The 23,542-nt window shown below is 44.3% G+C and carries 20 protein-coding genes and 1 pseudogene; 8 read left to right on the forward strand and 13 right to left on the reverse strand.

What is annotated here, in order from left to right; translation table 11 throughout:
- Positions 1-91: 91 nt before the first annotated feature.
- Positions 92-1,018 carry an AraC family transcriptional regulator gene (locus UH38_RS04990; protein ID WP_045053514.1) on the reverse strand — a complete coding sequence of 309 codons (927 nt, stop codon included), beginning with the start codon at positions 1,016-1,018 and terminating at the stop codon, positions 92-94.
- A gap of 146 nt (positions 1,019-1,164) precedes the next feature.
- On the opposite strand from UH38_RS04990, the gene UH38_RS04995 reads away from it, so the two are divergent.
- Together UH38_RS04995 and UH38_RS05000 are read left to right on the forward strand one after the other, a co-directional pair.
- A complete protein-coding gene (locus UH38_RS04995; protein WP_045053592.1) occupies positions 1,165-1,929 on the forward strand; it encodes a glucose 1-dehydrogenase in 765 nt (254 codons plus the stop codon).
- Between the two features lie 216 nt (positions 1,930-2,145).
- Positions 2,146-3,123, forward strand: a complete 978-nt coding sequence (locus tag UH38_RS05000) for an alpha/beta hydrolase (RefSeq protein ID WP_045053593.1) — start codon at positions 2,146-2,148, stop codon at positions 3,121-3,123.
- Between the two features lie 441 nt (positions 3,124-3,564).
- Here the strand turns inward: UH38_RS05000 and UH38_RS05010 are convergent, their stop codons facing one another.
- The 4 genes and pseudogenes from UH38_RS05010 to UH38_RS28075 all read right to left on the reverse strand — a co-directional run.
- Positions 3,565-4,572, reverse strand: a complete 1,008-nt coding sequence (locus UH38_RS05010) for an aldo/keto reductase (RefSeq protein WP_045053515.1) — start codon at positions 4,570-4,572, stop codon at positions 3,565-3,567.
- A gap of 141 nt (positions 4,573-4,713) precedes the next feature.
- A complete protein-coding gene (locus UH38_RS05015; protein ID WP_045053516.1) occupies positions 4,714-5,679 on the reverse strand; it encodes an aldo/keto reductase in 966 nt (321 codons plus the stop codon).
- A 13-nt stretch (positions 5,680-5,692) separates the two neighbouring features.
- On the reverse strand, positions 5,693-6,742 hold the full coding sequence (locus tag UH38_RS05020; RefSeq protein WP_045053517.1) for an NAD(P)-dependent alcohol dehydrogenase: 1,050 nt from the start codon (positions 6,740-6,742) through the stop codon (positions 5,693-5,695).
- A gap of 24 nt (positions 6,743-6,766) precedes the next feature.
- Positions 6,767-6,898: pseudogene (locus UH38_RS28075) on the reverse strand ((R)-mandelonitrile lyase); the annotation flags it as partial.
- 306 nt (positions 6,899-7,204) lie between these two features.
- Here UH38_RS28075 and UH38_RS05025 point away from each other — a divergent pair.
- Positions 7,205-8,182, forward strand: a complete 978-nt coding sequence (locus tag UH38_RS05025) for an AraC family transcriptional regulator (RefSeq protein WP_045053518.1) — start codon at positions 7,205-7,207, stop codon at positions 8,180-8,182.
- Positions 8,183-8,187: 5 nt separating this feature from the next.
- On the opposite strand, the gene lptC is transcribed toward UH38_RS05025, so the two are convergent.
- From lptC to metG, 3 genes are all read right to left on the reverse strand, one after another.
- A complete protein-coding gene (gene lptC / locus UH38_RS05030) occupies positions 8,188-9,426 on the reverse strand; it encodes an LPS export ABC transporter periplasmic protein LptC (protein ID WP_235355080.1) in 1,239 nt (412 codons plus the stop codon).
- The gene (locus UH38_RS05035) at positions 9,389-10,024 is read right to left on the reverse strand and encodes a LabA-like NYN domain-containing protein (RefSeq protein WP_045053519.1); all 636 of its coding nucleotides are present in this window, start codon (positions 10,022-10,024) and stop codon (positions 9,389-9,391) included. Before UH38_RS05035 ends, lptC begins: the two co-directional genes overlap by 38 nt.
- Positions 10,025-10,167: 143 nt before the next feature.
- A complete protein-coding gene (gene metG / locus UH38_RS05040; protein ID WP_045053520.1) occupies positions 10,168-11,757 on the reverse strand; it encodes a methionine--tRNA ligase in 1,590 nt (529 codons plus the stop codon).
- Between the two features lie 299 nt (positions 11,758-12,056).
- Between metG and UH38_RS05045 the strand changes: the two genes are divergently transcribed.
- Entirely contained in the window at positions 12,057-12,809 is a 753-nt protein-coding gene (locus tag UH38_RS05045) for a lysophospholipid acyltransferase family protein (RefSeq protein ID WP_045053521.1), read from the forward strand.
- A 129-nt stretch (positions 12,810-12,938) separates the two neighbouring features.
- The gene (locus UH38_RS05050; protein ID WP_045053522.1) at positions 12,939-13,751 is read left to right on the forward strand and encodes an alpha/beta fold hydrolase; all 813 of its coding nucleotides are present in this window, start codon (positions 12,939-12,941) and stop codon (positions 13,749-13,751) included.
- Between the two features lie 56 nt (positions 13,752-13,807).
- Here the strand turns inward: UH38_RS05050 and UH38_RS05055 are convergent, their stop codons facing one another.
- Entirely contained in the window at positions 13,808-14,917 is a 1,110-nt protein-coding gene (locus UH38_RS05055; protein WP_045053523.1) for an FG-GAP-like repeat-containing protein, read from the reverse strand.
- 424 nt (positions 14,918-15,341) lie between these two features.
- Positions 15,342-16,628 carry a Glu/Leu/Phe/Val family dehydrogenase gene (locus tag UH38_RS05060; RefSeq protein WP_045053524.1) on the reverse strand — a complete coding sequence of 429 codons (1,287 nt, stop codon included), beginning with the start codon at positions 16,626-16,628 and terminating at the stop codon, positions 15,342-15,344.
- A gap of 364 nt (positions 16,629-16,992) precedes the next feature.
- On the opposite strand from UH38_RS05060, the gene UH38_RS05065 reads away from it, so the two are divergent.
- Both UH38_RS05065 and UH38_RS05070 read left to right on the forward strand, forming a co-directional pair.
- Positions 16,993-17,787 carry an LmeA family phospholipid-binding protein gene (locus UH38_RS05065; RefSeq protein ID WP_045053525.1) on the forward strand — a complete coding sequence of 265 codons (795 nt, stop codon included), beginning with the start codon at positions 16,993-16,995 and terminating at the stop codon, positions 17,785-17,787.
- A 175-nt stretch (positions 17,788-17,962) separates the two neighbouring features.
- Positions 17,963-19,090, forward strand: a complete 1,128-nt coding sequence (locus tag UH38_RS05070) for a THUMP domain-containing class I SAM-dependent RNA methyltransferase (protein WP_045053596.1) — start codon at positions 17,963-17,965, stop codon at positions 19,088-19,090.
- 160 nt (positions 19,091-19,250) lie between these two features.
- On the opposite strand, the gene UH38_RS05075 is transcribed toward UH38_RS05070, so the two are convergent.
- The gene (locus tag UH38_RS05075; protein WP_200892291.1) at positions 19,251-20,060 is read right to left on the reverse strand and encodes a DUF4198 domain-containing protein; all 810 of its coding nucleotides are present in this window, start codon (positions 20,058-20,060) and stop codon (positions 19,251-19,253) included.
- 506 nt (positions 20,061-20,566) lie between these two features.
- On the opposite strand from UH38_RS05075, the gene UH38_RS05080 reads away from it, so the two are divergent.
- A complete protein-coding gene (locus UH38_RS05080; RefSeq protein WP_045053527.1) occupies positions 20,567-20,794 on the forward strand; it encodes a hypothetical protein in 228 nt (75 codons plus the stop codon).
- 152 nt (positions 20,795-20,946) lie between these two features.
- Here the strand turns inward: UH38_RS05080 and UH38_RS05085 are convergent, their stop codons facing one another.
- Positions 20,947-22,335, reverse strand: coding sequence for a UDP-glucose dehydrogenase family protein (locus UH38_RS05085; RefSeq protein ID WP_045053528.1), 1,389 nt, complete (start codon positions 22,333-22,335; stop codon positions 20,947-20,949).
- Positions 22,336-22,421: 86 nt separating this feature from the next.
- Entirely contained in the window at positions 22,422-23,375 is a 954-nt protein-coding gene (locus UH38_RS05090) for a UDP-glucuronic acid decarboxylase family protein (RefSeq protein WP_045053529.1), read from the reverse strand.
- Between the last annotated feature and the right edge of the window lie 167 nt (positions 23,376-23,542).

The raw sequence follows: 23,542 nt of genomic DNA on the forward strand, positions 1-23,542 counted from the left end.
TATCATGCCGTTTTTGCTGACGCTCAACGCGGCGGAACAAAAAGCAAGCAGCTTTGTATTAGTCCTTTGCACCAATTAATCTGTCCAATTCTCATTGCTCTAAATTGCTACGTAGCCCAGCGATGTCACGATGCGGGGGAATACCGAATAGTTTTTTGTATTCTCGGCTGAAATATGACGGGTCTTCATAACCGACGCGGAAACTGGCGCTCGCTACGTCCATATTTTCGCCAAGCATCAGACGGCGTGCTTCCTGAAGCCGTATTTGTTTCTGGAACTGCAAAGGACTCATTGCTGTAACACTTTTAAAATGTTGGTGAAAGCCTGATACGCTCATGCCGAGTTCGCGGGCTGTATCTTCGATTTTCATCGGTCGATCGATGTTCTCGCGGATTTGCTTGACCACTCTGGAGATGCGCTGCGCGTCGCCTTCGGTGGTAATAAGCTGGCTAAGTCGTGTGCCCTGTTTTCCTTTCAAAAGCCGATAGACGATCTCGCGGATGATGAGTGGAGCGAGAAACTTCATTTCGTCTGGAGTATCAAATAGTCTCACCAATTTGACGACCGCTTCCAGTAAATCGGCATCAACTGGGCTGACATCCATCGCCTTGACTCCAGTGCCGCTTTTGAGTGTTTCGATGCCGGATTCAATCATCACCGCAGCCACAAGCGCCGGATCGAGGTCTATCCGCAGATTCAAGTAAGGTTTTTCTTCAGAGGCTTCAACGACATTACTCATAATTGGCAGATCGAGGGTCGAGATTAAGTAATGACCGGAGTCGTAGTGAAATAATTCATCGTTCAAAAGCACATCCTTGCTGCCCTGGGCGATGACGCAAAAGGCAGGCTTCAGTACAGAAATTTCGCTCTCGGTCGGTTTCGACGATTGATAGATGAAAATGCCTGGAGACACTTCCAAAAGGCTGTTTTTGGGAGCGAGACGAATCATTCGTTCGATCAACTCTTCTCGGTTGATCTGCATCTTTCGCTGTTCAAATTCTGCTTCTTTTTGGCTCATAAATTTACCTTAAACGTTTTGTTTCTGTTCAGCACGTTGCACGGCAATTTTTTGGAGAATTGTCCGGTTTTTTTCGATGACCGTCCTCACGCTATCCATTTTCACGCCCGCATAATTGAACTTATACAGCAGAGGATCTAAAGATGATGGAAACGAAAGAAAATAAATTATTTAAAGACAAGGTTGCCTTTGTCACTGGTGGTGGAACAGGAATTGGAACTGCTACCGCGATCGCATTTGCAAAAGAAGGTGCCAGTGTAGCGATTGTTGGTTCGTCCGATCGACACCTTGAAGCGGGGCTAAATCGTATCAAGCAGGAAGGCGGAGAAGCGATCGCCATCAAGTGTGACGTGCGACGGGCAGAAGAGGTCAAAGCAGCCCTCGATCAAACGATCGAGACGTATGGACGACTAGATTACGCCTGCAACAACGCTGGTATCGATCACGGACCGGAGTTGCTGGCTGATGTCGCGGAAGACGAGTGGGATCGCATCGTAGACACCAACCTGCGCGGCGTATTTCTATGCATGAAGTACGAAATCCCGCTCATTCTCAAGCAGGGCGGCGCGATTGTCAACATCGCGTCAGGTGCAGGGGTCAAAGGCTTTCCAGGAGCCGCCTACGTCGCCTCGAAGCATGGCGTAGTCGGGCTGACGCGGTCGGCGGCGCTGGAATACGCCACGCAGAACATCCGCATCAACGCGGTGTGCCCTGGCATCACCGACACCCCGATGATGGAACGCGTCACCGGTGGCACCGAAGAAGGTCGCCAGAAAGTCATCGCGCAGGAGCCGATTGGCAGGATGGGTAAGCCGGAGGAGATCGCCAACGCCGTCCTCTGGCAGTGTTCGGACGCGGCATCCTTTGCTGTCGGTCAGATTATGGTCGTTGACGGCGGACAAACAGTATAGGGATTTAAAAAGCTGTTGTTAGCAATAGATTCTTGGCACCGAATGCAATCATTAGCATCAATGATTGCATTCGCAAAATAAAACAATAAATACACGGACACAATAAATACTATGAAGATGAAATATATATTCATTTTAGCAATGATGACCCTGACGCTCGGCGGACAGGCTTATACACAAACAGCACAAAAAGAACTATCAAAACAAACGGCAGAAATGGAACAAGTAACACCAAAGGAATACACAACTTTTGAGGTAAGCGACAACGTTGCGATGTACAAGGTTACTTTTAAAAACCAATACAAAATGAATGTTGCGGGACATCTATTTATTCCCAAGAATTTAGATCGCAGTAAAAAACATTCAGCGATCGTTGTCGGGCATCCTATGGGGGCTGTAAAAGAACAAAGTGCCAACGTGTATGCGGCAAACATGGCTGAACGAGGGTTTGTAGCTCTATCGCTTGACTTGTCTTTCTGGGGTGAGAGTGAGGGCGAACCACGCAACGCGGTTGCACCCGATATTTATGCTGAAGATTTCAGTGCGGCAGTTGACTTTCTTGGCACTCGTCCCTTTGTGGACAGAAATCGAATTGGAATCATTGGAGTTTGTGGTAGTGGAAGCTTTGTTATCAGTGCCGCTAAGATTGACCCGCGAATGAAAGCGATCGCAACTGTCAGTATGTACGATATGGGAGCAGCCAGCCGGAATGCACTTAACCATTCGCAAACACTTGAGCAGAGAAAGAAGACTATAGCGAAAGCTGCCGAGCAACGCTATGTGGAGTTTAGCGGTGGTGAAACTAAATACACGAGTGGGACTGTACACAAGTTAGATGAAAACACAGACCCCATCCAGCGTGAGTTTTATGAGTTCTACCGTACACCGAGAGGTGAATACACGCCAAGAGGAGGATCGCCGGAACTTACAACGCACCCAACACTAAGCAGTAACGCTAAGTTCATGAATTTTTATCCATTTAATGACATAGAAACAATTTCCCCTCGTCCTATGCTGTTCATCACGGGTGACAAAGCTCACTCAAGAGAGTTTAGTGAGGATGCCCACAAACGTGCAGCCGAACCCAAAGAATTGTATGTCATTCCAAATGCGGGTCACGTCGATTTATATGACAAAGTGGAGTTAATTCCATTTGATAGGTTGGCAGCGTTTTTTACTGAACATTTAAAGTAACGCGAGTTCGGGATAAGAACCGAAGCACAATCGAATAAACCGTCGTTTGAAATACAACAACGGTTGGGGAAAATAGCGGGTCAATCCGAACATTGCCTGTAAAGAATTCGGTAGAACCTTTCTGGGGAGATCGAGAAATAGATCGAGAAATAGTTTGCTTCCCGCTATTTGTTGCGGCGACTTGGGATTGGCTAGCAAATATGCCCGTTGTAGCAAGTAGAAAAAGCGATAAGAACGTTGTGATATATTTCATATTTTTCCTCTGTTGACATTCCACCACCCCCATAGGCAATGCGTTATTTTTGGAAGGAGGACTTGCTCCCTGAGCATTGCGATCGTTTCGGGGGAGGTGATTGACTGGGCGATCCTCTAAACGGCGATCGCGCTAACTTGCTCAGGGAGAGCTAGAGATCGGAGCCGAACAACCCATGTTTTTGCCGTTCAACGACCCGTCATTTGTTCTAGCTTTTCGGGGTATCTCGCTCCTTGAACTGTAATCTTAGCGGCAGCTTCATTGATGTCTCGCAGATCGTCAGGTGTGAGTTCGACACAGACTGCTCCGATGTTCTCCTCTAAGCGATGCAGCTTTGTCGTACCTGGAATCGGAACAATCCAAGGTTTCTGAGCAAGCAACCAGGAGAGCGCGATCTGAGCCGAGGTCGCCTGCTTGCGTTGGGCGATCGTACTCAGTAAATCGATTAAAGCTTGATTTGCCTTAAGTGCTTCTGACGTGAAGCGAGGTAGGGTGCTGCGGAAGTCGGAACTATCGAAGGTTGTAGTGGTATCGATCGCGCCTGTAAGAAATCCTTTACCGAGCGGACTGTACGGGACAAAACCGATTCCAAGTTCCTCAAGGGTCGGTACGATCTCCGCTTCGGGTTTTCGCCACCACAGCGAGTATTCGCTCTGGAGTGCTGTCACAGGCTGAACAGCATGGGCGCGACGGATTGTTTGCGCTCCAGCTTCAGACAGTCCAAAGTGCTTCACCTTGCCTGCTTCAATCAGTTCCTTTACTGCTCCTGCTACATCTTCGATCGCTACGTTCGGATCGACTCGGTGCTGATAAAGCAGGTCGATTGTTTCGACTCTGAGTCGCTTGAGTGAGCCTTCCACCGCCTGCTTGATGTGTTCTGGTCGGCTATTGAGTGCGGGCGAACCCGTCATCCCACGAGGATCGGAATTCGGATTCAGGTCAAACCCGAATTTAGTTGCGATCGCGACTTGCCCACGAAAAGGAGCAAGCGCTTCGCCCACCAGTTCTTCATTCAGGAACGGACCATAAACCTCAGCCGTATCAAAGAACGTGATACCGCGATCGACCGCAGCCCGAAGCAGAGCGCTCATTTCCTGCGTGTCTTTAGGCGGACCATAGGAAAAGCTCATTCCCATGCATCCCAGTCCGATCGCCGAGACTTCTAAGTTGCTGTTTCCAAGTTTGCGTTTTTGCATTGTGACTTTTTGTAAAAATAGATACTGGATTAGGTCTTGTGTATCTTCGCGATTAGGAGTTTTGTTTGTTTACGCTCAGGTTTTCACGGACATATTTTTCAGGGGATTCAATAGTTCTCGTTGTGCCATGTCAAGTGTCTTTTAGCGATACAGTTTCGCGATATCCTCATCAGTCCGGTTTCCGTAAATGTCTATCTTTGCCAGTTCCGTTTCGATTTGTTCCAGTTCGCTAGCAGTCAGTTCCACATCTGCCGCACCAAGATTTTCTTCAATGCGATCGCGCTTTCGGGAGCCAGGAATGGGAGCAATAAAGTCCTCCTTTGCCAGCATCCAGGCGAGCGAGATTTGGGCTGGAGTGACGTGCTTTTCGTCAGCAAAGCGATGCAGCAGATCCACCAGTGGCTGGTTAGCAGCGATGTTCGCTTTGTCGAATCGAGTAATTACGCGTCTCACATCGTCGCCTTGGTAGCGATCTTCGGCGCGTACTCTACCCGCAAGAAAGCCGCTGGCGAGCGGGGAAAAGGGTACGAACCCGATGCCAAGTTCTTTGCACGCTGGAATGACTTCGCGTTCAACCATACGCTCCATCATTGAGTATTCACTTTGCACCGCAGTTAGAGGAGTGACGGCATGGGCGCGGCGGATTTGTTCAGCGGTTGCTTGAGATTGTCCCCAGCCACGAATCTTGCCTTCACAGATCAGCTTACCCATACTTTCTGCAATCTCTTCAACCGGAATGTTGGGACTAATACGGTGTTGGTAATACAGATCGACATGGTCTATTCCAAGCCTTTTGAGTGAGGCTTCCAAATGAGCGCGGATCTGCGTGTCGGCGGGATTAGTGACTGAACTTTCTTCGATCAATAACTTGGTGGCGATAACGACCCGATCGCGCACTCCTCTGAGTGCTTCGCCTACTAATACTTCGTTGTCACCTGCGCCGTAGCCTTCGGCTGTGTCGAAGTGAGTGCAACCGAGTTCAAAAGCGTAACGAATCAGGTCGAGCGACTGTTGGCGATCGGGCGTAGCACCGTAGCCATGACTGAATCCCATACAGCCCAGTCCAATCGCTGAAACTTCTAATTTTCCCAGTTTGCGCGTTTGCATCGTGACCTCTTAGTTATTCGGATTTGAGCGATGACATATCGATCGAGAAGCGGTACTTCACATCAGATTTGAGCAAGCGATCGTAAGCTTCGTTCACCTTCTGAATGGGAATAACTTCGACATCGGCGGTGATGTTGTGTTCGGCGCAAAAGTCGAGCATTTCCTGAGTTTCGGCGATGCCACCGATCATCGAGCCAGAGAGATTGTGGCGACCCATAATTAGACTGAATGCCGAAATTTCCAGAGGCTTGGGAGGTGCGCCAACTAGAGTAATGTTGCCACCAACTTGAAGCAGATTGAGATAGGCATTAATGTCGTGAGTGGCGGAGACGGTATCGAGGATAAAGTCAAAGCTCCCTGCGTGTTTCTGCATCTCATCCGAGTTGCGGGACACCACCACTTCATCTGCACCCAAACGCAGCGCATCTTCTTTCTTGTCGGGGGACGTAGTAAAGACCACAACGTGCGCTCCCATCGCATGAGCAAGCTTCACGCCCATGTGTCCCAGTCCGCCCAGACCGACCACGCCCACTTTTTTGCCCTTGGTCACGCCATGATGGCGCAAAGGCGAGTAGGTTGTGATGCCAGCACACAGCAGCGGTGCGACTCCCGCTAAATCGAGATTGGGAGGAACGCGCAGCACAAAGCGTCGATCGACAACTATGCTATCTGAGTAGCCGCCATAGGTAACACCCCCAAGATGTTTGTCCGGCGAGTTGTAGGTTTGGATCATATTTGGGCAGAACTGCTCAAGCCCTGCTTTACATTGAGGGCAAGAGCCGTCGGAATCCACCATGCAGCCGACTCCTGCAAGATCGCCAGGCTTAAATTGGGTGACGGCTGAACCGACTTTAGTAATACGTCCCACGATCTCATGACCAGGGACAATCGGGTAAACTGCGCCACCCCACTCGTCCCGCACCGAATGAAGATCAGAGTGACAGATGCCGCAGAAGAGAATTTCGATCTGGATATCGTTTTCGGTCAGATCGCGCCGCTCGATCGCATCGGCAGCAAGCGGAGAGGTTGCACTGGCAGCAGAGTAAGCTTTCGCTTTGTACATAAATTGATGCTCCTATTAATTTACTTTTAACGTGACACTAGCGGCAGATATGCGGGCTGGCTCGCGTGTCCTGAATAAACGGTCAATGCAAATGCCCATAAAATAATCTGCTGGTCCTTTGGCGGAAGGCTGCGAAACACTGCGTTTGATGTCTATTTTCTTCATTCCTTAACTGGATGCCAGTTCGATCGCTATCCCAGTTTTAGAGATTGGGCGCGATCGCCTGCTCTATCTGTAGGGATGGATTTTTTTAAGTGGCAAGGTTAGCCTTGATAACATGTTGGGTGTCAGAAGGCGAGACACTTGACCGATCTACACTGAGTTTGCGCTTGCATAAAAATCTAGGCTGCTGATAATAAGCTGACATCATTTTTTATGGGCGTAGCTTTATACTAAGAATTCTCAAGGACAAGTCATATAACGATCGTCTAAAATTGTTGTACAATCCTGCAAACTTAAGATATGAATGCTGTCAAACTGAGCCAGTCTGATGTGCGATCTGCTTGCAGCACCGCTTCGCTATCGCAGCGTGAGGCAGAAAGAGCGCAAGCCAACCGAGGCGAACTTGTCGAGCGCATCTGGCAGACAATTCGTCAGGATGGGAGAATTGAGCCGTTAAAAGGATTGCACTTCAACCGCTCCTCCTCGCCAGTGGAAGCTTGTCATAGTCTCTCTATCCCTGCCTTTTGTGTAATTGCTCAAGGTAGCAAAGAAGTTCTTTTGGGCAACGATCGCTATCAGTACGACCCGATGAATTATCTGCTAGCGACGGTCGAATTGCCGATTGTTAGCCAAATTCTGGAAGCGTCTTGGGAGCGACCGTATCTAAGCTTGCGCCTTGACCTCGACCCTATCCTTGTTGGCTCAGTGATGGTCGAGGCAGGGCATTCCGCATCGCGCAGTCGTGCGGATGTCAAAGCGATCGATGTTAGTCCGTTGGATGCAAATCTATTAGATGCTGTGGTGCGGCTCGTCAGGCTGCTTGATGCTCCTACTGAAGCTTATGTTCTCGCACCCTTGATTAAGCGGGAGATTATTTACCGACTCCTGATAGGAGCGCAAGGAGATCGGCTGCGGCAGATTGCCGTTTTGGGTGGCTACACTCACCACATTGCTAGAGCGATCGCTTGGCTGCGGAAAGACTTTAATCAACCCCTGCGGATTGAAACCATCGCCCGCGAACTTGGCATGAGTGTCTCAGGCTTCCACCATCACTTTAAATCTGTCACGGCAATGAGTCCTTTACAGTTTCAGAAGCAACTGCGGCTCCAAGAGGCTCGTCGTCTGATGCTGGGGGAAAAACTTGACGCGACCAGTGCAGCTTACCAAGTGGGTTACGATGACGCTTCGCACTTCAACCGAGAGTACAAGCGGCTCTTTGGCGTACCACCGATGCGTGACGTGGAACGGCTGCGGGAAGCTGCTAGAAATGCTAAATAAAAATGTTAAGGAACAATTTTTGTGACTACTGTTCCGCCACTAACGACAACATTTTGCTCTTGCAATTTGCCTACAGCTTTTTGCCCTGTAAAGCTAGCTGGTGGATCTATTTGGTTGTAAACTACATTGCCAGTTGCCTCTACTAACTGAGTTGGTACGAACCAGGTGAGCTTTTGAGCATTGAGCTTTTGACCTCGCTGCCCGACCGCATTAACGTTACCAGTTAGATAAACAATTTCTTTGTTCAAATCCATGCGCCCTTGCTTGGCGTTTAAGGTGACTTGCTGCTGGCGATGTACTACTTTTATAGGCTGGTTGGTTATTACGGTTTCCGCATTTAAGTTCCAACTAAGAGAATTACTATTTACTTGTAGGGGCGGCTGGCTAGATATCAGTTGCGCTTGGGGCTGGAGGGTGGCTATTTTCGTATTTAAATTTACTTCAGCGCCATTTGCTGTAGCGCGATCGCTAATTGTTTTACCTTGGTAACGGTCGATTTCAATAGCGCGATTGCCAATCAGTTTTTGCTGTTTTACGTACCAGGTTAAATGTTCTGTACGCATTTGCAAGGCGGGATCGGTTGCTTGAGCTATCACTTTTCCTAGCAATTCAATTTTTGCTGTGCGGCTAGATACTCGTGCTTCTTGGGCTACTGCTTGCACTTGACGGTATTTGCCAGTAATGCGATCGCGTACAAGTAATAAATCTTCTTGGGGTCGCCATTCTACTTCGTTTCCGCGCAATACTACGCCATTTATCGGGTCTGTAGCTACAATTTGCCCTTTTAGGAATAAACTTTTGCCATCTTGCCTTACTTCGCCTTGTTGGGCTGAAACTTTATAAACTACTTTGCCATCTTGAAATAGCTCTCCTGAAGGGTTTTGCACTTGGGCAACTTTTTGCTCTCTACTATAAGTTGCTTGCTTGCCTTTAACGCTCCAAAGTGGTCTTCCTTGTTCGTCTGCTTGTTCGAGGGTGATATTGTTAAACGATAGGTCGTTTTGACTTTTAGGCTGGGGCGAACTATTTTGCGAGACTTCTTGCACTGAGCGATTTTGCCCGCTGCAACCTGATATAGCGATCGCTCCTATTAGGGTAATTGCGATCGCAGGGTAATTTTTTGCCAATGAAAAAGCGAAGATATTCATATTTCTATCTTCGCTTTTTTGGCTGCAAGCTGGATGTTTGAGCAGTAGTATCTTTGTTCTAATCTTCTGCTGAATTAATGATGTCCAAAGTACCATCGTCGGGCTGTTCCATTAGTCCTAAGCTAGACAAAGGACGATAGGCATAGCTGGGGCGAGATGTTTTTTGAATATCCTCTTTAATAGTTTCTAAGTCGATATAGCGATCGCTCACGTTAATTAAACTATCGCTAGTCATTGCTCTAAGGCTAACTACTTCTACGCGCACGCCATGATAGCTAACAGCGTTGACAGCATAAGCCAAATCGCCATCGCCACTAACTAATACTGCTGTATCGTAAGAATCTACTAATGCCATCATATCTACAGCAATTTCTACGTCCAAGTTGGCTTTTTTTGAGCCATCAGGTAGCTGTACCAAATCTTTAGCAATTACTCGATAGCCATTGCGACGCATCCAGAGCAGAAAACCTTGTTGTTTTTCATTGGTGCGATCTACGCCTGTATAAAAAAACGACCGCAGCAACCTTGAACCTGCTGTTAGCCTACACAGCAACTTCGTGTAGTCAATTTCTATGCCTAGTTGCAGGGCTGCATAAAATAAATTCGAGCCATCAATAAAAATGGCTACTCTTCCTCTATTTTCCAGCACTTGTTCGGGCGTGAATATGGTATTTTTTTCAAAATTATTTAACATTTTTTAGTCCTTGAAGCTTTATCAAAAAAGAAATTGGTATGTTTAAAGATGTTATTTGTCTTGCTAGGTAGTGTAACCTACCATAAGTTAGCCCAATGATAGGGGTAAGTTAAATTTGTAAGTACCAGCTTATACGCACATACTTAACGAGCCTCTAGACGTTGAAATACGGGTTGAGGTTCGCCTAACTTATTTTCCCCGCTTAGTATTCCCCAATTTGCGTGAGTTGCAAACGCTAGTTCAGTTGAAATTTGATTTTTATTGTGAAAGTCTGCTGGTAAGCCTAGTTGCTTGTATATTTTGTTGGCAATGTTAGGCACGACTGGCGACAACAAATATGCTGCCAGTCTAACTGATTCTAGAACAGCATATAATACTTCTTCGACTTCCTGCTGCTTGCCTTGTTTGTACAAAGTCCAAGGTGCAGCATCGTCAATATATTTGTTGCCAGTTCTTGCTAAATTCAATATTATCTCACAAGCTTGACTAAAGCAGAGGCTTTCATAAGCCACTGCAACTTTTTCTCCTAAAATAACACCAGCAATTTTCAAAGGATTATCGTCAGCTATAGTTTCGCAAGTCAAGTTGGGGATGTTGGTATAGCCGTACTTTAGTGCCATTTTTAAAGTACGATTGAGTAAATTGCCCAAATCGTTGGCTAAATCAGCATTGAGTGTATCGATAAAACGGGTTTCGTTGAAGTCGCCGTCTTTACCAAATTCAATCTCTTTCATGAAGTAGTAGCGAACGGCATCTGCACCATAGCGATCGATCAGAGCTACGGGATCGAGGGTATTGCCCAAACTCTTACCCATTTTTTGATTATCTTTGGTCAAAAAACCATGTCCAAATACTACTTTCGGTAACGGCAATTCGGCTGACATCAGCATTGCGGGCCAATATATGGCATGAAAGCGTAAAATATCTTTGCCAATTAAATGCAAATTTATGGGCCACCATTTAGCTAAAGCATTTGCTAAAGTTGGTTCTGCACCTGGATCGAGTAAGGCTGTGACGTAGCCTAGCAAGGCATCAAACCATACATACAGTGTATGGCTGGGATCGCTTGGTACTGGGAAACCCCAATCTAAATTCACCCTGGAAATAGAAAAGTCTTGCAAACCTTGAGCGACAAAGTTTAACACTTCATTGCAGCGAGTTTGGGGTTGAATAAAGTTTGGTTGCGCTTGATATAAGGCTTCGAGTTTGCTTTGGTAGTTGGATAGGCGAAAGAAGTAATTTTCTTCATCTCGCCATTCTGTTTGCTTGTTGGTATGAATGCTGCAAAAATGCCCTTTTAAAAGCTCTCGTTCTTCTTTAAATTCTTCGCAAGAGACGCAGTACCAGCCTTTTTGCTGACTTTTGTAGATGTCTCCTTTGTCCCAAACGCGCTGGAAAAATTCTTTGACGATCGCATGATGATTTGCTGCTGTCGTTCGACTAAATCTATCGTACTGAATATCTAATTTTTCCCACAAAGCTACAAACGCGGCGGAAACCTCATCGCTGTAAACTTGCGGCGACTTTTGTTTGCTTTGGGCTGCGCGTTCAATTTTCTGCCCGTGTTCGTCTGTACCTGTAATTGATAGTACAGCCTTACCGCGCATCCGCTCAAACCGAGTTATGATGTCCGCAGCGATCGTTGTATAAGCGCTACCTATATGCGGTAAGTCGTTTACGTAATAAAGCGGTGTCGTTACAGCAAAGGTTTCTTGCTGACTAGATAAATCCATTAATTTTAAAATTGAATAAAAACTTTTCTATATCATATATCGCAAGCTACAAATATGTAAGTTTGTTAATATTTGTATGGGTATGCAAAGTATCTAGGTTGTTAAGTAAGCTATTAGCCCTTACATACAAAGCAACTGAGACATTTATACCTTAAGACACTACCTTTATCTAGTAAAAAAATGTAAAAGTTAAATAATTAGGACAACTCAAAGCTATTTATTTTTGAGCAATAAGACTAAAACGGGCAACTACCCATGCTCACAGCCTTGTAACTACTTTAAATTAATGTCTGCAACGCATGAACAGTGCCAACAATTCTCTCCAAATTTCTCATGCCTTTTTAGCTGCTACGGGAACGAAAATATTCCGCTACTTTGAAGATCGCATTCCTCATAATGGTCCTGTGCTGGTAGTTAGCAATCATCGCAGCTTTATGGACGCACCAGTATTGATGGCATCTGTAAAACGTCCGATTCGGTTTGCGTGTCATCATTACATGGGACAAGTGCCAGTAATGCGGGAGATTGTCACAGGACAATTAGGCTGTTTTCCTTTAGAAGCGCCAGAAAATCGCCAGCAAGGCTTTTTTCAACAGGCTTTGAAACTGCTGCAAACAAATCAAGCAGTGGGGGTATTTCCTGAAGGCACAAAGCCAATGGTAGATTTTACAGAGCCAAATTCTTTAGGAGAATTTCAAAGAGGCTTTGCTCATCTTGCCTTACGTGCTGATGCTGGTAGCGCCACAGTCAAACCTGTAGAAGATTTAGCAATTTTGCCTGTGGCGATCGCATCTTTAGCAGAAGCGAATAGCTCTGCTGTACCCTTACGGTTGTTGAGCTTATTTGACCCTTCTGAACCTTTATTTAACCAAAATGGCTGGCATCCATTAGTTATTTATCATCGAGTAGGAGTTTTAATCGGTTGTCCTTATCGCATTACAGCCAAAGAGCGGCAACAATATCAAGGCAAACAAGCAAAAGCAGTTGTAGCTGATATTACAGGGCATTGCCAAACTGAAATTGCCGAACTCTTACGTCAAGGCTGTTATTAAAGTAGCGATTTTAGCTGCAAGGAGGGCAACATAGATCCAACATTTGGTTAACTTCCTGTATGACTGCTCGCAAAGCCTGATAACTTGGAAGTATTAAGCCATATCAATTTTTAATAATTTAATTTAAAAATGCCACAAGTTCAAAGTCATCCATGTTTTTTAACGCCTAAACGCTTGCAGCCAGAGTACCCACTGTTTGTATTTTTGCCAGGAATGGATGGAACGGGACAATTATTGCGATCGCAAACTACTGGTTTAGAAGCAGCTTTTGACGTACGTTGTTTGATGTTGCCACCAGAAGAAAGAACTAGCTGGGATGTTCTAACAAAGCAAGTAATAGACTTAATTGCAGCAGAGTTAGATAAAAACTCTCGTCGCTCTGTTTATTTGTGTGGTGAATCTTTTGGCGGGGCGCTGGCAATAAAAATTGCCTTAAAAGCGCCTGAATTATTTCAAAGAGTTGTGCTTGTCAATCCAGCTTCCGCGTTACATCGTCGCCCCTGGTTAGATTGGGCATCTCAGTTAGTTTATCTAGTCCCATCTTGCTTGTTTGAAATTGGCGCTTTGGGATTATTACCCTTTTTAGTTTCTTTGGGACGGACACCTCGAAGCGATCGCCAAGATATACTCAAGACTATGCGTTCTGTACCGCCTGAAACTGTTTTGTGGCGGTTGTCTCTAATTAGAGAATTTGATGTTGACGATCGGCAGTTACGTCAAATTACTCAACCAGTCTTGCTCATTGCTAGCGCCCTCGATCGGTTATTACCTTCTATAGCGGAAGCTAGATATTTAGTAAAGAATTTACCTAATGCCAACATGGTAATTCTGCCTTATAGCGGTCATGCCTGCTTAGTAGAGGCAGATATCAATCTTTATAAGTTGATGCAACAACAGCATTTCTTAGACGCTAATGCAAAAGCGATCGCTGTTTCTAACTGAAAAAAGGTGACGTATAACAACGTCACCTTGCTACAAAATTATATAAATAAGTTGTCTTATCGAGAACTGACAACTTTCCAAGTAGTATCGCTAACATGATCGATACTTGGAGATGTACTGCTAACTAAGTTAGTTCCGTTCATCAACCAAATAGATAAGTAACCATCATCTTTGCGCCAGAGAATATCGGTTTGGCGATCGCTATTGAAGTCTCCCGTACCCACAACTTGCCATTTTTTGTCTGCGACTTGCTTGGGATTGAGCCAGCTACTACTAATTAAATTAGTGCCATCCATAAACCAAACAGACAAGTAGCCGTCTTGGTGTTGCCAAAGAATATCAGGTTTGCGATCGCTATTGAAGTCTCCCGTACCAGCTACGCGCCACTTTTTGTCATCCAATTTAGGATTAAGCATTTTACTGTTACTCAAAGTAGTACCATTCATATACCAAACAGACAAGTAGCCATCTTGATGTTGCCAAAGAATGTCGGTTTGGCGATCGCTATTGAAGTCTCCTGTACCAACTACTTGCCACTTCTTATCGGTTACTTTAGGGCTAAGTGAAATGCTTCTAGTTAAAGTAGTACCGTTCATCAGCCAAGTTACTAAGTCGCCATCTTTGTGTTGCCAAAGAATGTCGGTTTGGCGATCGCTATTAAAGTCTCCTGTACCAACTACTTGCCATTTGGGGTCTGCTTTTTGCGGATTAAGATAGCTGCTGCTAGTTAAAGTAGTACCGTTCATAAACCAAACAGATAATGTGCCGTCGTCTTTACGCCACAGGATGTCCGATTTACTATCGTCGTTGAAGTCACTACGATTTTGGCGATCGCAATCATCAGTTAGGCAATTATCATCGTCACCTTTGGGATTATCGTCGCCCACACGCGGTTGATTATCGTCGTCGCCTTTGGGATTATCGTCGCCCACACGCGGTTGATTATCGTCGTCGCCTTTAGGATTATCGTCGCCCACACGCGGTTGATTATCGTCGTCGCCTTTGGGATTATCGTCGCCAACACGCGGTTGGGAGCTATCATCTGCACCTGGATTTTGAGCAAATACAGGGCTAAAAGCTTGAGCTAGGGTAGCACAAGCAAGCAATGTTACTAAAGTGACTTTAGAAAGCGCCGGAATAACTGAGTACCGAAAAGCTGAAGGCATCTTTGAATTTGGTTATAGAAGTGTGATTGCTGACTTAGTTGCATAGTTTGACTGAGAGTTTTGAGCAGTGAAGCGATCGCACTACTTTAATTTATCTCAGTAAAATCACTGAACTTTGTCTTACTTAAATTCTAAATAATTTATTTTTAGACGGTGTTGAAGTTAACAGTCAATAGCATACATACTTAAGTATTTCAAAAAATTGTTTATGGCTGGAATACTTGCCAGGCAAAGGTTTTAGTCTTAACGCGCGAGTTGAATTACACAAGTAAAAAATCATACTTAAGTTACAAAGTATTTATAACTTAAGTAGTAAAAAGATAAATAGTAATTAATCGTTCAAGCGCAGGTTGTAAGATCGAGCGAAACGTTGTAGAGAATAAAGCGATCGCCCCGAATATTTGCTAAGAGCGATCGCCGATGTCTAGCCATTGATGTAATAATCTCTTGTGCCTTTACCGTCGATGGCTTCGCCCAAGCGATTTAACCCATGTACGTAAGCGGCGGTACGTAGAGAAATAGCTTGCTCCTGGGCAATTTGCCAAATTTGCTTTGTCTCCTCAACCATTTTTTGCTTGAGTCGCTGGTTAACTTCTTCTATCGTCCAATAAAGCCCACTGCGGTTTTGCACCCACTCGAAATAACTAACGGTTACGCCGCCCGCATTGACTAAGATATCGGGAACGACATAAATTCCTTTAGCATCAAGAATTTTATCTGCCGCCGAACTAATTGGTCCGTTGGCAACTTCAAAAATAAATTTTGCTTTAATATTATTAGCATTTGCCGCAGTGATTTGATTTTCTAAAGCAGCGGGGATCAAAATATCTACATCTAAATTTAATAGTTCTCCATTACTCAAAACTTCATGTTCAACTATATTACAAACTGTTCCTTGACAGTAGATTGCTTTCATCCCGCGATGGGCTTCTTTATACTTGCGAATACTAGGAATATCCAAGCCCTTTTTGGCATAAATAGCACCTTGAGAATCGCTAACTGCTACTACTTTATAGCCAGTTTTGCATAGTAATTCGGCTATTTCTGCACCTGCATTGCCAAAGCCTTGAACTGCAACTGTGGTATCTTGGGGTTTGGCTTGAAATTTGGGCATGATGGTTTCAATTGTATAAAATGCCCCTGTTGCTGTAGCTGTATCTCTTCCTAAGCTACCGCCTCTAGATAGTGGTTTTCCAGTAACAACGGCGGGAGTAATTTGCCTATGAATAATACTGTATTGATCCATCATCCAACCCATAATCATCGAATTGGTATAGACATCGGGAGCAGGAATATCTATATCAGGTCCGATGAAATCAGCGATCGCGTCTATGTATGCTCTACTTAGACGCTCTAATTCCATCTTTGATAATTCTTTAGGGTTAATTGTAATCCCACCTTTAGCACCGCCAAAAGGCAAATTCAATACTGCACATTTGAATGTCATCCAAAAGGCTAAAGATTGTACTTCTTCTAAGGAAACGTTGGGATGAAAGCGAACTCCACCTTTGGTTGGTCCTCTTGTATCGTCGTAGCGCACGCGATAACCTTGAAAAATTCGCAGCGAACCGTCATCCATGCGTAGCGAAATTGAAACTGTTAAGCTAGCTTTAGGATATTTTAAATGTTCTATTGCATCTTCAGATATTGAAACATATTTTAATGCTTGTTCTAGTCTTTGTTTCGCGTCGTCAAATAGCGATCCTGACATATTTTTAACCTTTAAAGAATATATCAAATCTAACAAAATCTATCTAAAAGTTTAATATATAAACTTTTAGGTCAAATCGATATAAATACTAATTTTGAAGGTTATAATTTGATGGCTATTAATGGCAAATTTAATAGATATCTTTTATTTAATGTTAATGAAATTCAAATATAAATAAAATTTGCTGCTAGACTGTATCTCTAGACGTAGCAGTGTTATATCAAATACATTTTTATGGGCGCGGTGGCGCTGTGTCCCTACCGCCTTATACCGATGTTCAGAACCGCTTATAGAAAATCGCTTGCTGTATTGTTCACATTTTGTTACAAAAGTATAGAGAACTTCTATTCGGCGTAAAAACAAGATGTTCGGCGGACTAACTGGTTTCACCACTCCTACTGGCACAGATTGGGGCGAACGAATGCTCAATACTGTTGCTAGCAAAACGATTCGCCATCTGTTCACGCAAAGCGAATCAGTAGAAGTCTCTGTACGTTGCTATCCTTCTAGCAAGCTATTACAGGGCAGTATAGACAACTTCAAAATGAGCGGTAAAGGCTTGACTATCCGCAAAGACTTTTGGGTAGAGGAAATGTCTTTTGAGACGGATGCTGTAGCTATTGACTTTAGCTCGGTATTAGGCGGCAAACTTACTCTCAAGCAACCTACTCAAGCTGTTGCAGAAGTAAAATTGACCGAAGACGGGATTAATCGGGCTTTTACAGCAGAATTGGTCAAAAAACGCTTGCTCAACCTGACCGTACCTAGTTTGACGGAATTATCGGCTGGCGAGCCAGTTTCCTTTAGCGAGGTAAAGGTGGAAATTTTGCCTCATAATCAAGTGCGGATTTTGGCAAAAGCGGATTTGAACGCTGAGGAATTAGTACCGATTGTGATGACGGCAACTCTAGCAGTAGAAAGGCGGCGGCGCGTCACGTTTAATAATCCACAGTTTGAGACTGACACTGTAGCAGCAGCGCAAGCAGAAATATCGCGATCGCTGGCAGTAGCTTTTACTGAGATATTAAATAATATGGTAGATCTCGACCGTTTCGACCTTGACGGCGTGACAATGCGAATCAACCGTTTGGAAACCCAAGGAAAGCAATTAATTTTCAGCGGTTATGCTCAAATCGATCGCATCCCTAATAATTCGTAATTCGTAATTCGTAATTATGGAGGAAATTAATAATTCATTGAGGTTTTCTGCTCCTTAATTTATTAATGGAGAAAGTAAAAATGCATAGCATCCTGTTTCAAGCCACCGACTTTAGGCGTAGGGTATTAATTATCAATTGTCGCTTTGCGGCTTGGCGCGGGGAGTAGAAATAGGCTTGAATTTTAGTTACTTTGCTACGGTTGCCCGTGGATTAGAACCAATTGCAGCCCAAGAATTAGAAAGTTTGGGGGCTAAAGAAGTCCGCCCTGACTTTACGGGAGTGCATTTTGCTGGCGATCGCGCTTTGCTATATAAAGTAAATCTGTGGGCAAGGACAATTTTTCGCGTATTAGTACCAATTGGAGAATTTCATTGTCCTAATGCTGAGATTCTTTATCGAGAAATTCAAAAAATAGATTGGCACGAGTATTTAAATCCAGAACACACGTTAGCTGTAACTAGCACTGGGGGCAACAAAAAGCTCAATCATACTCACTTTACGGCGCTGCAAGTTAAAAATGCGATCGTAGACCAACAACGGGCTAAATTCGGGCAAAGGTCTAGCGTTGACGTGCAAAATCCAGATATCACGGTCAACGTTCATATTCATCAAGACAAGTGTACTGTCAGCTTAGATAGTTCTGGAACGAGCTTGCATCGGCGTGGTTATCGTCAAGCTATGGGTGCAGCACCATTAAAAGAAACTCTTGCCGCAGCGCTGCTAGACATGGCACAATGGAACGCTAGTTTGCCTTTTGTAGATCCTTTATGTGGTTCTGGGACTTTGCCTTTGGAAGCTGGTTTGAAAGCAATGAATATTGCGCCAGGTTTGCTCAGGCAGAAGTTTGGCTTTGAAAGCTTTGCCGATTTTGACCCCCAATTATGGCAGCAAATAGTTACAGCCGCCCAAAATAGTAAATTATCTGCACCTCAAGCACTAATTTGGGGAAGCGATCGCGATCCCGATATTATAGAGCAAGCACAAAGCAACGCAGAGCGTTGTGGCATTGCCCATCAAATTAAGTTTACTCAAGCTGAGTTAGCCCAAATTGAAGCACCAGCAGATTGCGGAGTGCTGATGCTCAATCCTCCCTACGGCGAACGTTTAGGAGATGTCAAAGAATTAGCAGCGCTGTACAAAGCTATCGGCGATATTTGCAAACAACGCTTTAAAGGTTGGACAGCTTTTGTGCTAACTGGTAATAAAGAATTGGCGAAGAAAATAGGACTCAAAGCCGCTCGCCGCATTCCCGTGTATAACGGCTCTTTAGCTTGTACGTTACTTAAATACGAACTATATTGACCAAAAATATTCTAAGCGGCTCGTAATCTACTCGTTTGTCGTGCTATACGTCGCCTTGACCGACAAAATCATTTTCCATAAAAATACTCCATCTAATTTAATAGATGAAGTGTATAACTACTAGCAAACATTTGAGACAATCGCCAACTTATTTATTACATTAGTCTTTTCTTTTTAGCTTGCCTTTACGCAAAAATGTTAATAAACCAAAAGCGCTTAGACCCAGTAATGTAGAAGGTTCGGGAACTGGGTTAGCAGTTAAAGTAGTAGCGTGCTCAATTGTATCTGCTGCAAGGTCGTTATTTAAAGCACTGGCATAACTAGCTTCAATTGGTTGCAATCCTCCTTCTCCAACTAGGACTGAGGCTATGCCGTTTTCGTCCAGTGCTAAAGTTTTTCCTTCATATTCCACCAGCACATCTTTAACTAAGTTACCTTGATAGAGAACTTGAATCGGCAGTGTCTCCCCTGCCGTCAATCCTGAAGGATTTTGCAGGGGCATAATCTCTAGCGGCAAACCAAATGGTTGTGAAAGTGGCTCTGACCAATCATAAAGTGCCTTAGTAGACTTGACATAATGACCAACTTCGTAATCTGGATTATAGATTTGTGCCTCAGCTTGTGAAACTTCTTCAAAGTTATCTTCAGACTTTTGCACGTAAAAGCCGTTATCTAGAAAAGCTGTTAAGGCAGCAAACTCTCCATCGGGAGCGATTGTTACAGGATCTTCTTGCTGGTCAATCTTCACAGGTACTAATTGTTTGTTGATATCATAGGCTGTAACTCCTCTGAATTTAGTTGGATCGTAAGGTTCGCTTCCTTCTTCAGGATGACCAAATACTAACTGATATTCTCCATCTTTGTATTCAAACCAAACAGTATGAGCAAATACAGGTTGAATCAAAAATGGTACAAGAGCAAAACCTACAAGCAATTCTTTTAGCCGTCCGAGCATTATCTTGTTCCTCACTGCTAATATTTCCGTGTCGCTTTTGTCGTTGACTTGTTTACACAAAAGTACCTATGGTCAACCAAGGCAATGCACCAGATGACTTGTAAATAAAAGTAAGAGCGCCCTAGTGACTGCAATAATTTGAGCTACTACTTACAAAGTCCTTCCGCACTATTTGCGCTTGTCCCTATTTAGACCAAGTTACTAATTAAAACATTGCCTATCTCTGCAAAAAAATACAATGCCCTCCTTGGGCATTGATAAGTTGATTGGAGAAAAAAAGTTGGAGTTTTGCTTAAAGCAATAGCCCAATGCTCGATGTGAAGAAATCTACAGTTCACCCTACTGATTAAAGGTGTAGGACGTAAGTGTTGGACTATGCAACTATTCAAGTCCTAAGTTTTTCAGCTAACGATCGCTATAAAAGTTAAGTTAAATTAAAAGATTGCTGTCCCAGCCGACAGTCAAGTTATAAGCATTGAAGATATATACCCAACTTACTCTTTTTGGTAGATGCGATCGCTATGAAAACTTTTAATCTCGTTGCTGAGGAATTACAAGAAACTCTAGACTTACTTACAGAGCAAGCTGCAGCCGAAAGTTTGCAGGAAGTAGTTAATTTACTAAATAGCAAATCTCCAAGCCTTTCTAGCGAAGTTGAATCAAATTTTCAAACCTGCACTTGGTGGGATGGAGATTATTACTGCCAAGACGAAAACTGGCAATGGCATCTATTAATCAGTGACCAGTGACCAGTTACCAGTGACCAGTTAAGAATTAGTACCTAGTTACTGGCAATGGTCTGACCTATTAACTATCTCATCGTCAAGTTATTGGCTCCTTAGACAAGAGTATTTTCCTCTTTCTCTTTTACCTGGTCACTGGTAACTGGTCACTGTAAAACCTATCTACCTACGCCTACGTATCTAAATCCAGCTTCAATTAGGGCTTCGCGATCTAAGAAATTACGAGCGTCAACTAATACGGGGTTGTGCATTAAACTTGCTACGCGCTGGTAATCTAAGGTACGAAATTGTTGCCAGTCGGTAACAAGTACCAAAGCATCGCAACCATCTGCCAAGCGTTCGAGGTCAGTTTCAACCAAAACACCAGCAATTCCGTCGCGCAAGCCCGATTGAGAAACAATGGGATCGTAGGCTTTGACTTTGGCTCCTAAGCGATTGAGATGCTCGATTAAGTTGAGTGCTGGTGCATCGCGCATATCGTCGGTATCTGGCTTAAATGTCAGTCCAAGTAAACCTACAGTTTTGCCTTTGAGGATTTTTAGCACTTGTTGCAGCTTTTCGACCACAATTAGGCGCTGGCGTTGGTTAACGCTTACTGAAGCTTTGAGTAAATGCGCTTCATAGCCATAATCGTCAGCCGTATGAATCAAAGCCGAGACATCTTTGGGGAAACAAGAACCACCCCAGCCGATACCTGCTTGTAGGAACTTGTTGCCAATGCGGGAATCTAAGCCTATGCCTTGGGCTACTTGAGTGACATCTGCACCTACACGATCGCAAATATTGGCAACTTCATTGATAAAGCTGATTTTTGTTGCCAAAAATGCATTGGCGGCATATTTAATCATTTCTGCCGAACTTAGGTCAGTAACTAGCACTGGTACGGGGGGCATAGAGCGATCGCTCTTTACTTTACGCTCGACGATCGGCGCGTATAATTCTTGCATGATGGCGATCGCTTTGGGGTTGTTGCTGCCTAAAACAATGCGATCGGGATTAAATGTATCATATACGGCTGAACCTTCGCGCAAAAACTCTGGATTGCTGACTACATCAAAGCCTGCTACCTGCTCTAAAGCTGTTTCAGGGCTAACATTTCCTGCGCCAACTAAGGTTTTTTGGCGTTCGACGATGCCACTTTGAACGATCATTCGCACCCAGTCACCAGAACCAATTGGCACTGTTGATTTATTAACGATTACTTTATAACCGCCGTCTAAGTTTTCGCCAATTCCCCGCGCTACTGCTTCTACATAGCGCGTATCGCTTTCGCCAGTGGGCAAAGGTGGCGTACCGACAGCAATAAATAAAACTTCCCCATGAGCGACTCCCGCGCCCAAATCGGTTGTAAATTCTAATAGTCCGCTTGTACTTGCTGACTGCATAATCTCTGACAATCCTGGCTCAAATATTGGCGATTGCCCAGACTTCATGAGTTTAACTTTCTCTTCGTTGTTGTCAACGCAAATGACATGATGACCGATATGGGCTAGACAAGCACCAGTGACTAAACCAACGTAGCCAGTACCAATAACGCAAACACGCATAGTTTTTTTATCCTTAAATTGTTTGTAGTGAAACTAGGTAGCGATCGCACCATGTAGAGTCAGAACGCTAAATATTTTGATGTCAGCTAAGACAAGGGTGATGGCTGCACGCTTGATTGAATGCGACTTTGAAAATCTGCTACTGTCAGTTGCAATCCTTCTTGCAACGGCACTTTTGGCTCCCAACCAAGCAACTGTCTTGCTTTGGTAATATCTGGGCGGCGGCGGCGGGGATCGTCTTGAGGCAAAGGTTCATACTTTACTTCCGCATGAGGATTTATCAGCTTTTGAACTTCTGTAGCTAGCTGAGAAATTGTATATTCATCTTGATTGCCCAAATTTACCGGACCAATATAGTCGCCATTCATCAGGCGCATTAGTCCTTCTACTAAATCTGATACATAGCAAAAACTTCGCGTCTGCGAACCATCGCCATATACAGTTAATGGAATACCCTTTAAGGCTTGCACGATTAGATTGCTGACTACTCGCCCGTCGTTTTCTAGCATCCTCGGACCGTAGGTGTTAAAGATGCGAGCAACGCGAATGTCTACATCGTTTTGACGGTGATAATCAAATGCCAAAGTTTCCGCAATCCGCTTACCTTCGTCATAACAGCTACGAATACCAATGGGGTTAACGCTACCTCGATATTCTTCAGTTTGGGGATGTACTTCTGGATCGCCGTAAACTTCCGATGTTGAGGCTAGCAGAAACCGAGCTTTTACCCTCTTTGCTAACCCCAACATATTTAAAGTTCCCATGACATTTGTTTTGACTGTCTTAACTGGGTTGAACTGGTAATGTATGGGTGAAGCTGGGCAAGCTAAATGATAGATTTGGTCTGCTTCTAAGCGGATTGGTTCGGTAATATCGTGGCGGATTAACTCAAAGTAAGGATTGTCTAACCATTTAAGGATGTTGCGCTTATGACCTGTATAAAAGTTGTCTAAACATAAAACTTCGTGTCCCTCTGCCATCAGTCGATCGATCAGATGGGAACCTATAAAGCCCGCACCGCCTGTAACCAATATTCTCATAATTTGCTAGTTAATTGCATTTAGTTGGAGTTGAGATCGCACCTTTGCTCAAACCAAGTGCTTTACTCCTGCGAGTAGAGCAACTCAATATTTAACATAGGTTCTTTCGCTTTTTGACAAACTTACCAAGAAGATTGTCGGTAATTGTTTAAGTAATAATGAAATAT

Origin of the sequence: Aliterella atlantica CENA595, assembly GCF_000952155.1 — a bacterium.
GTDB classification, from domain to species: Bacteria; Cyanobacteriota; Cyanobacteriia; order Cyanobacteriales; family Chroococcidiopsidaceae; genus Aliterella; species Aliterella atlantica.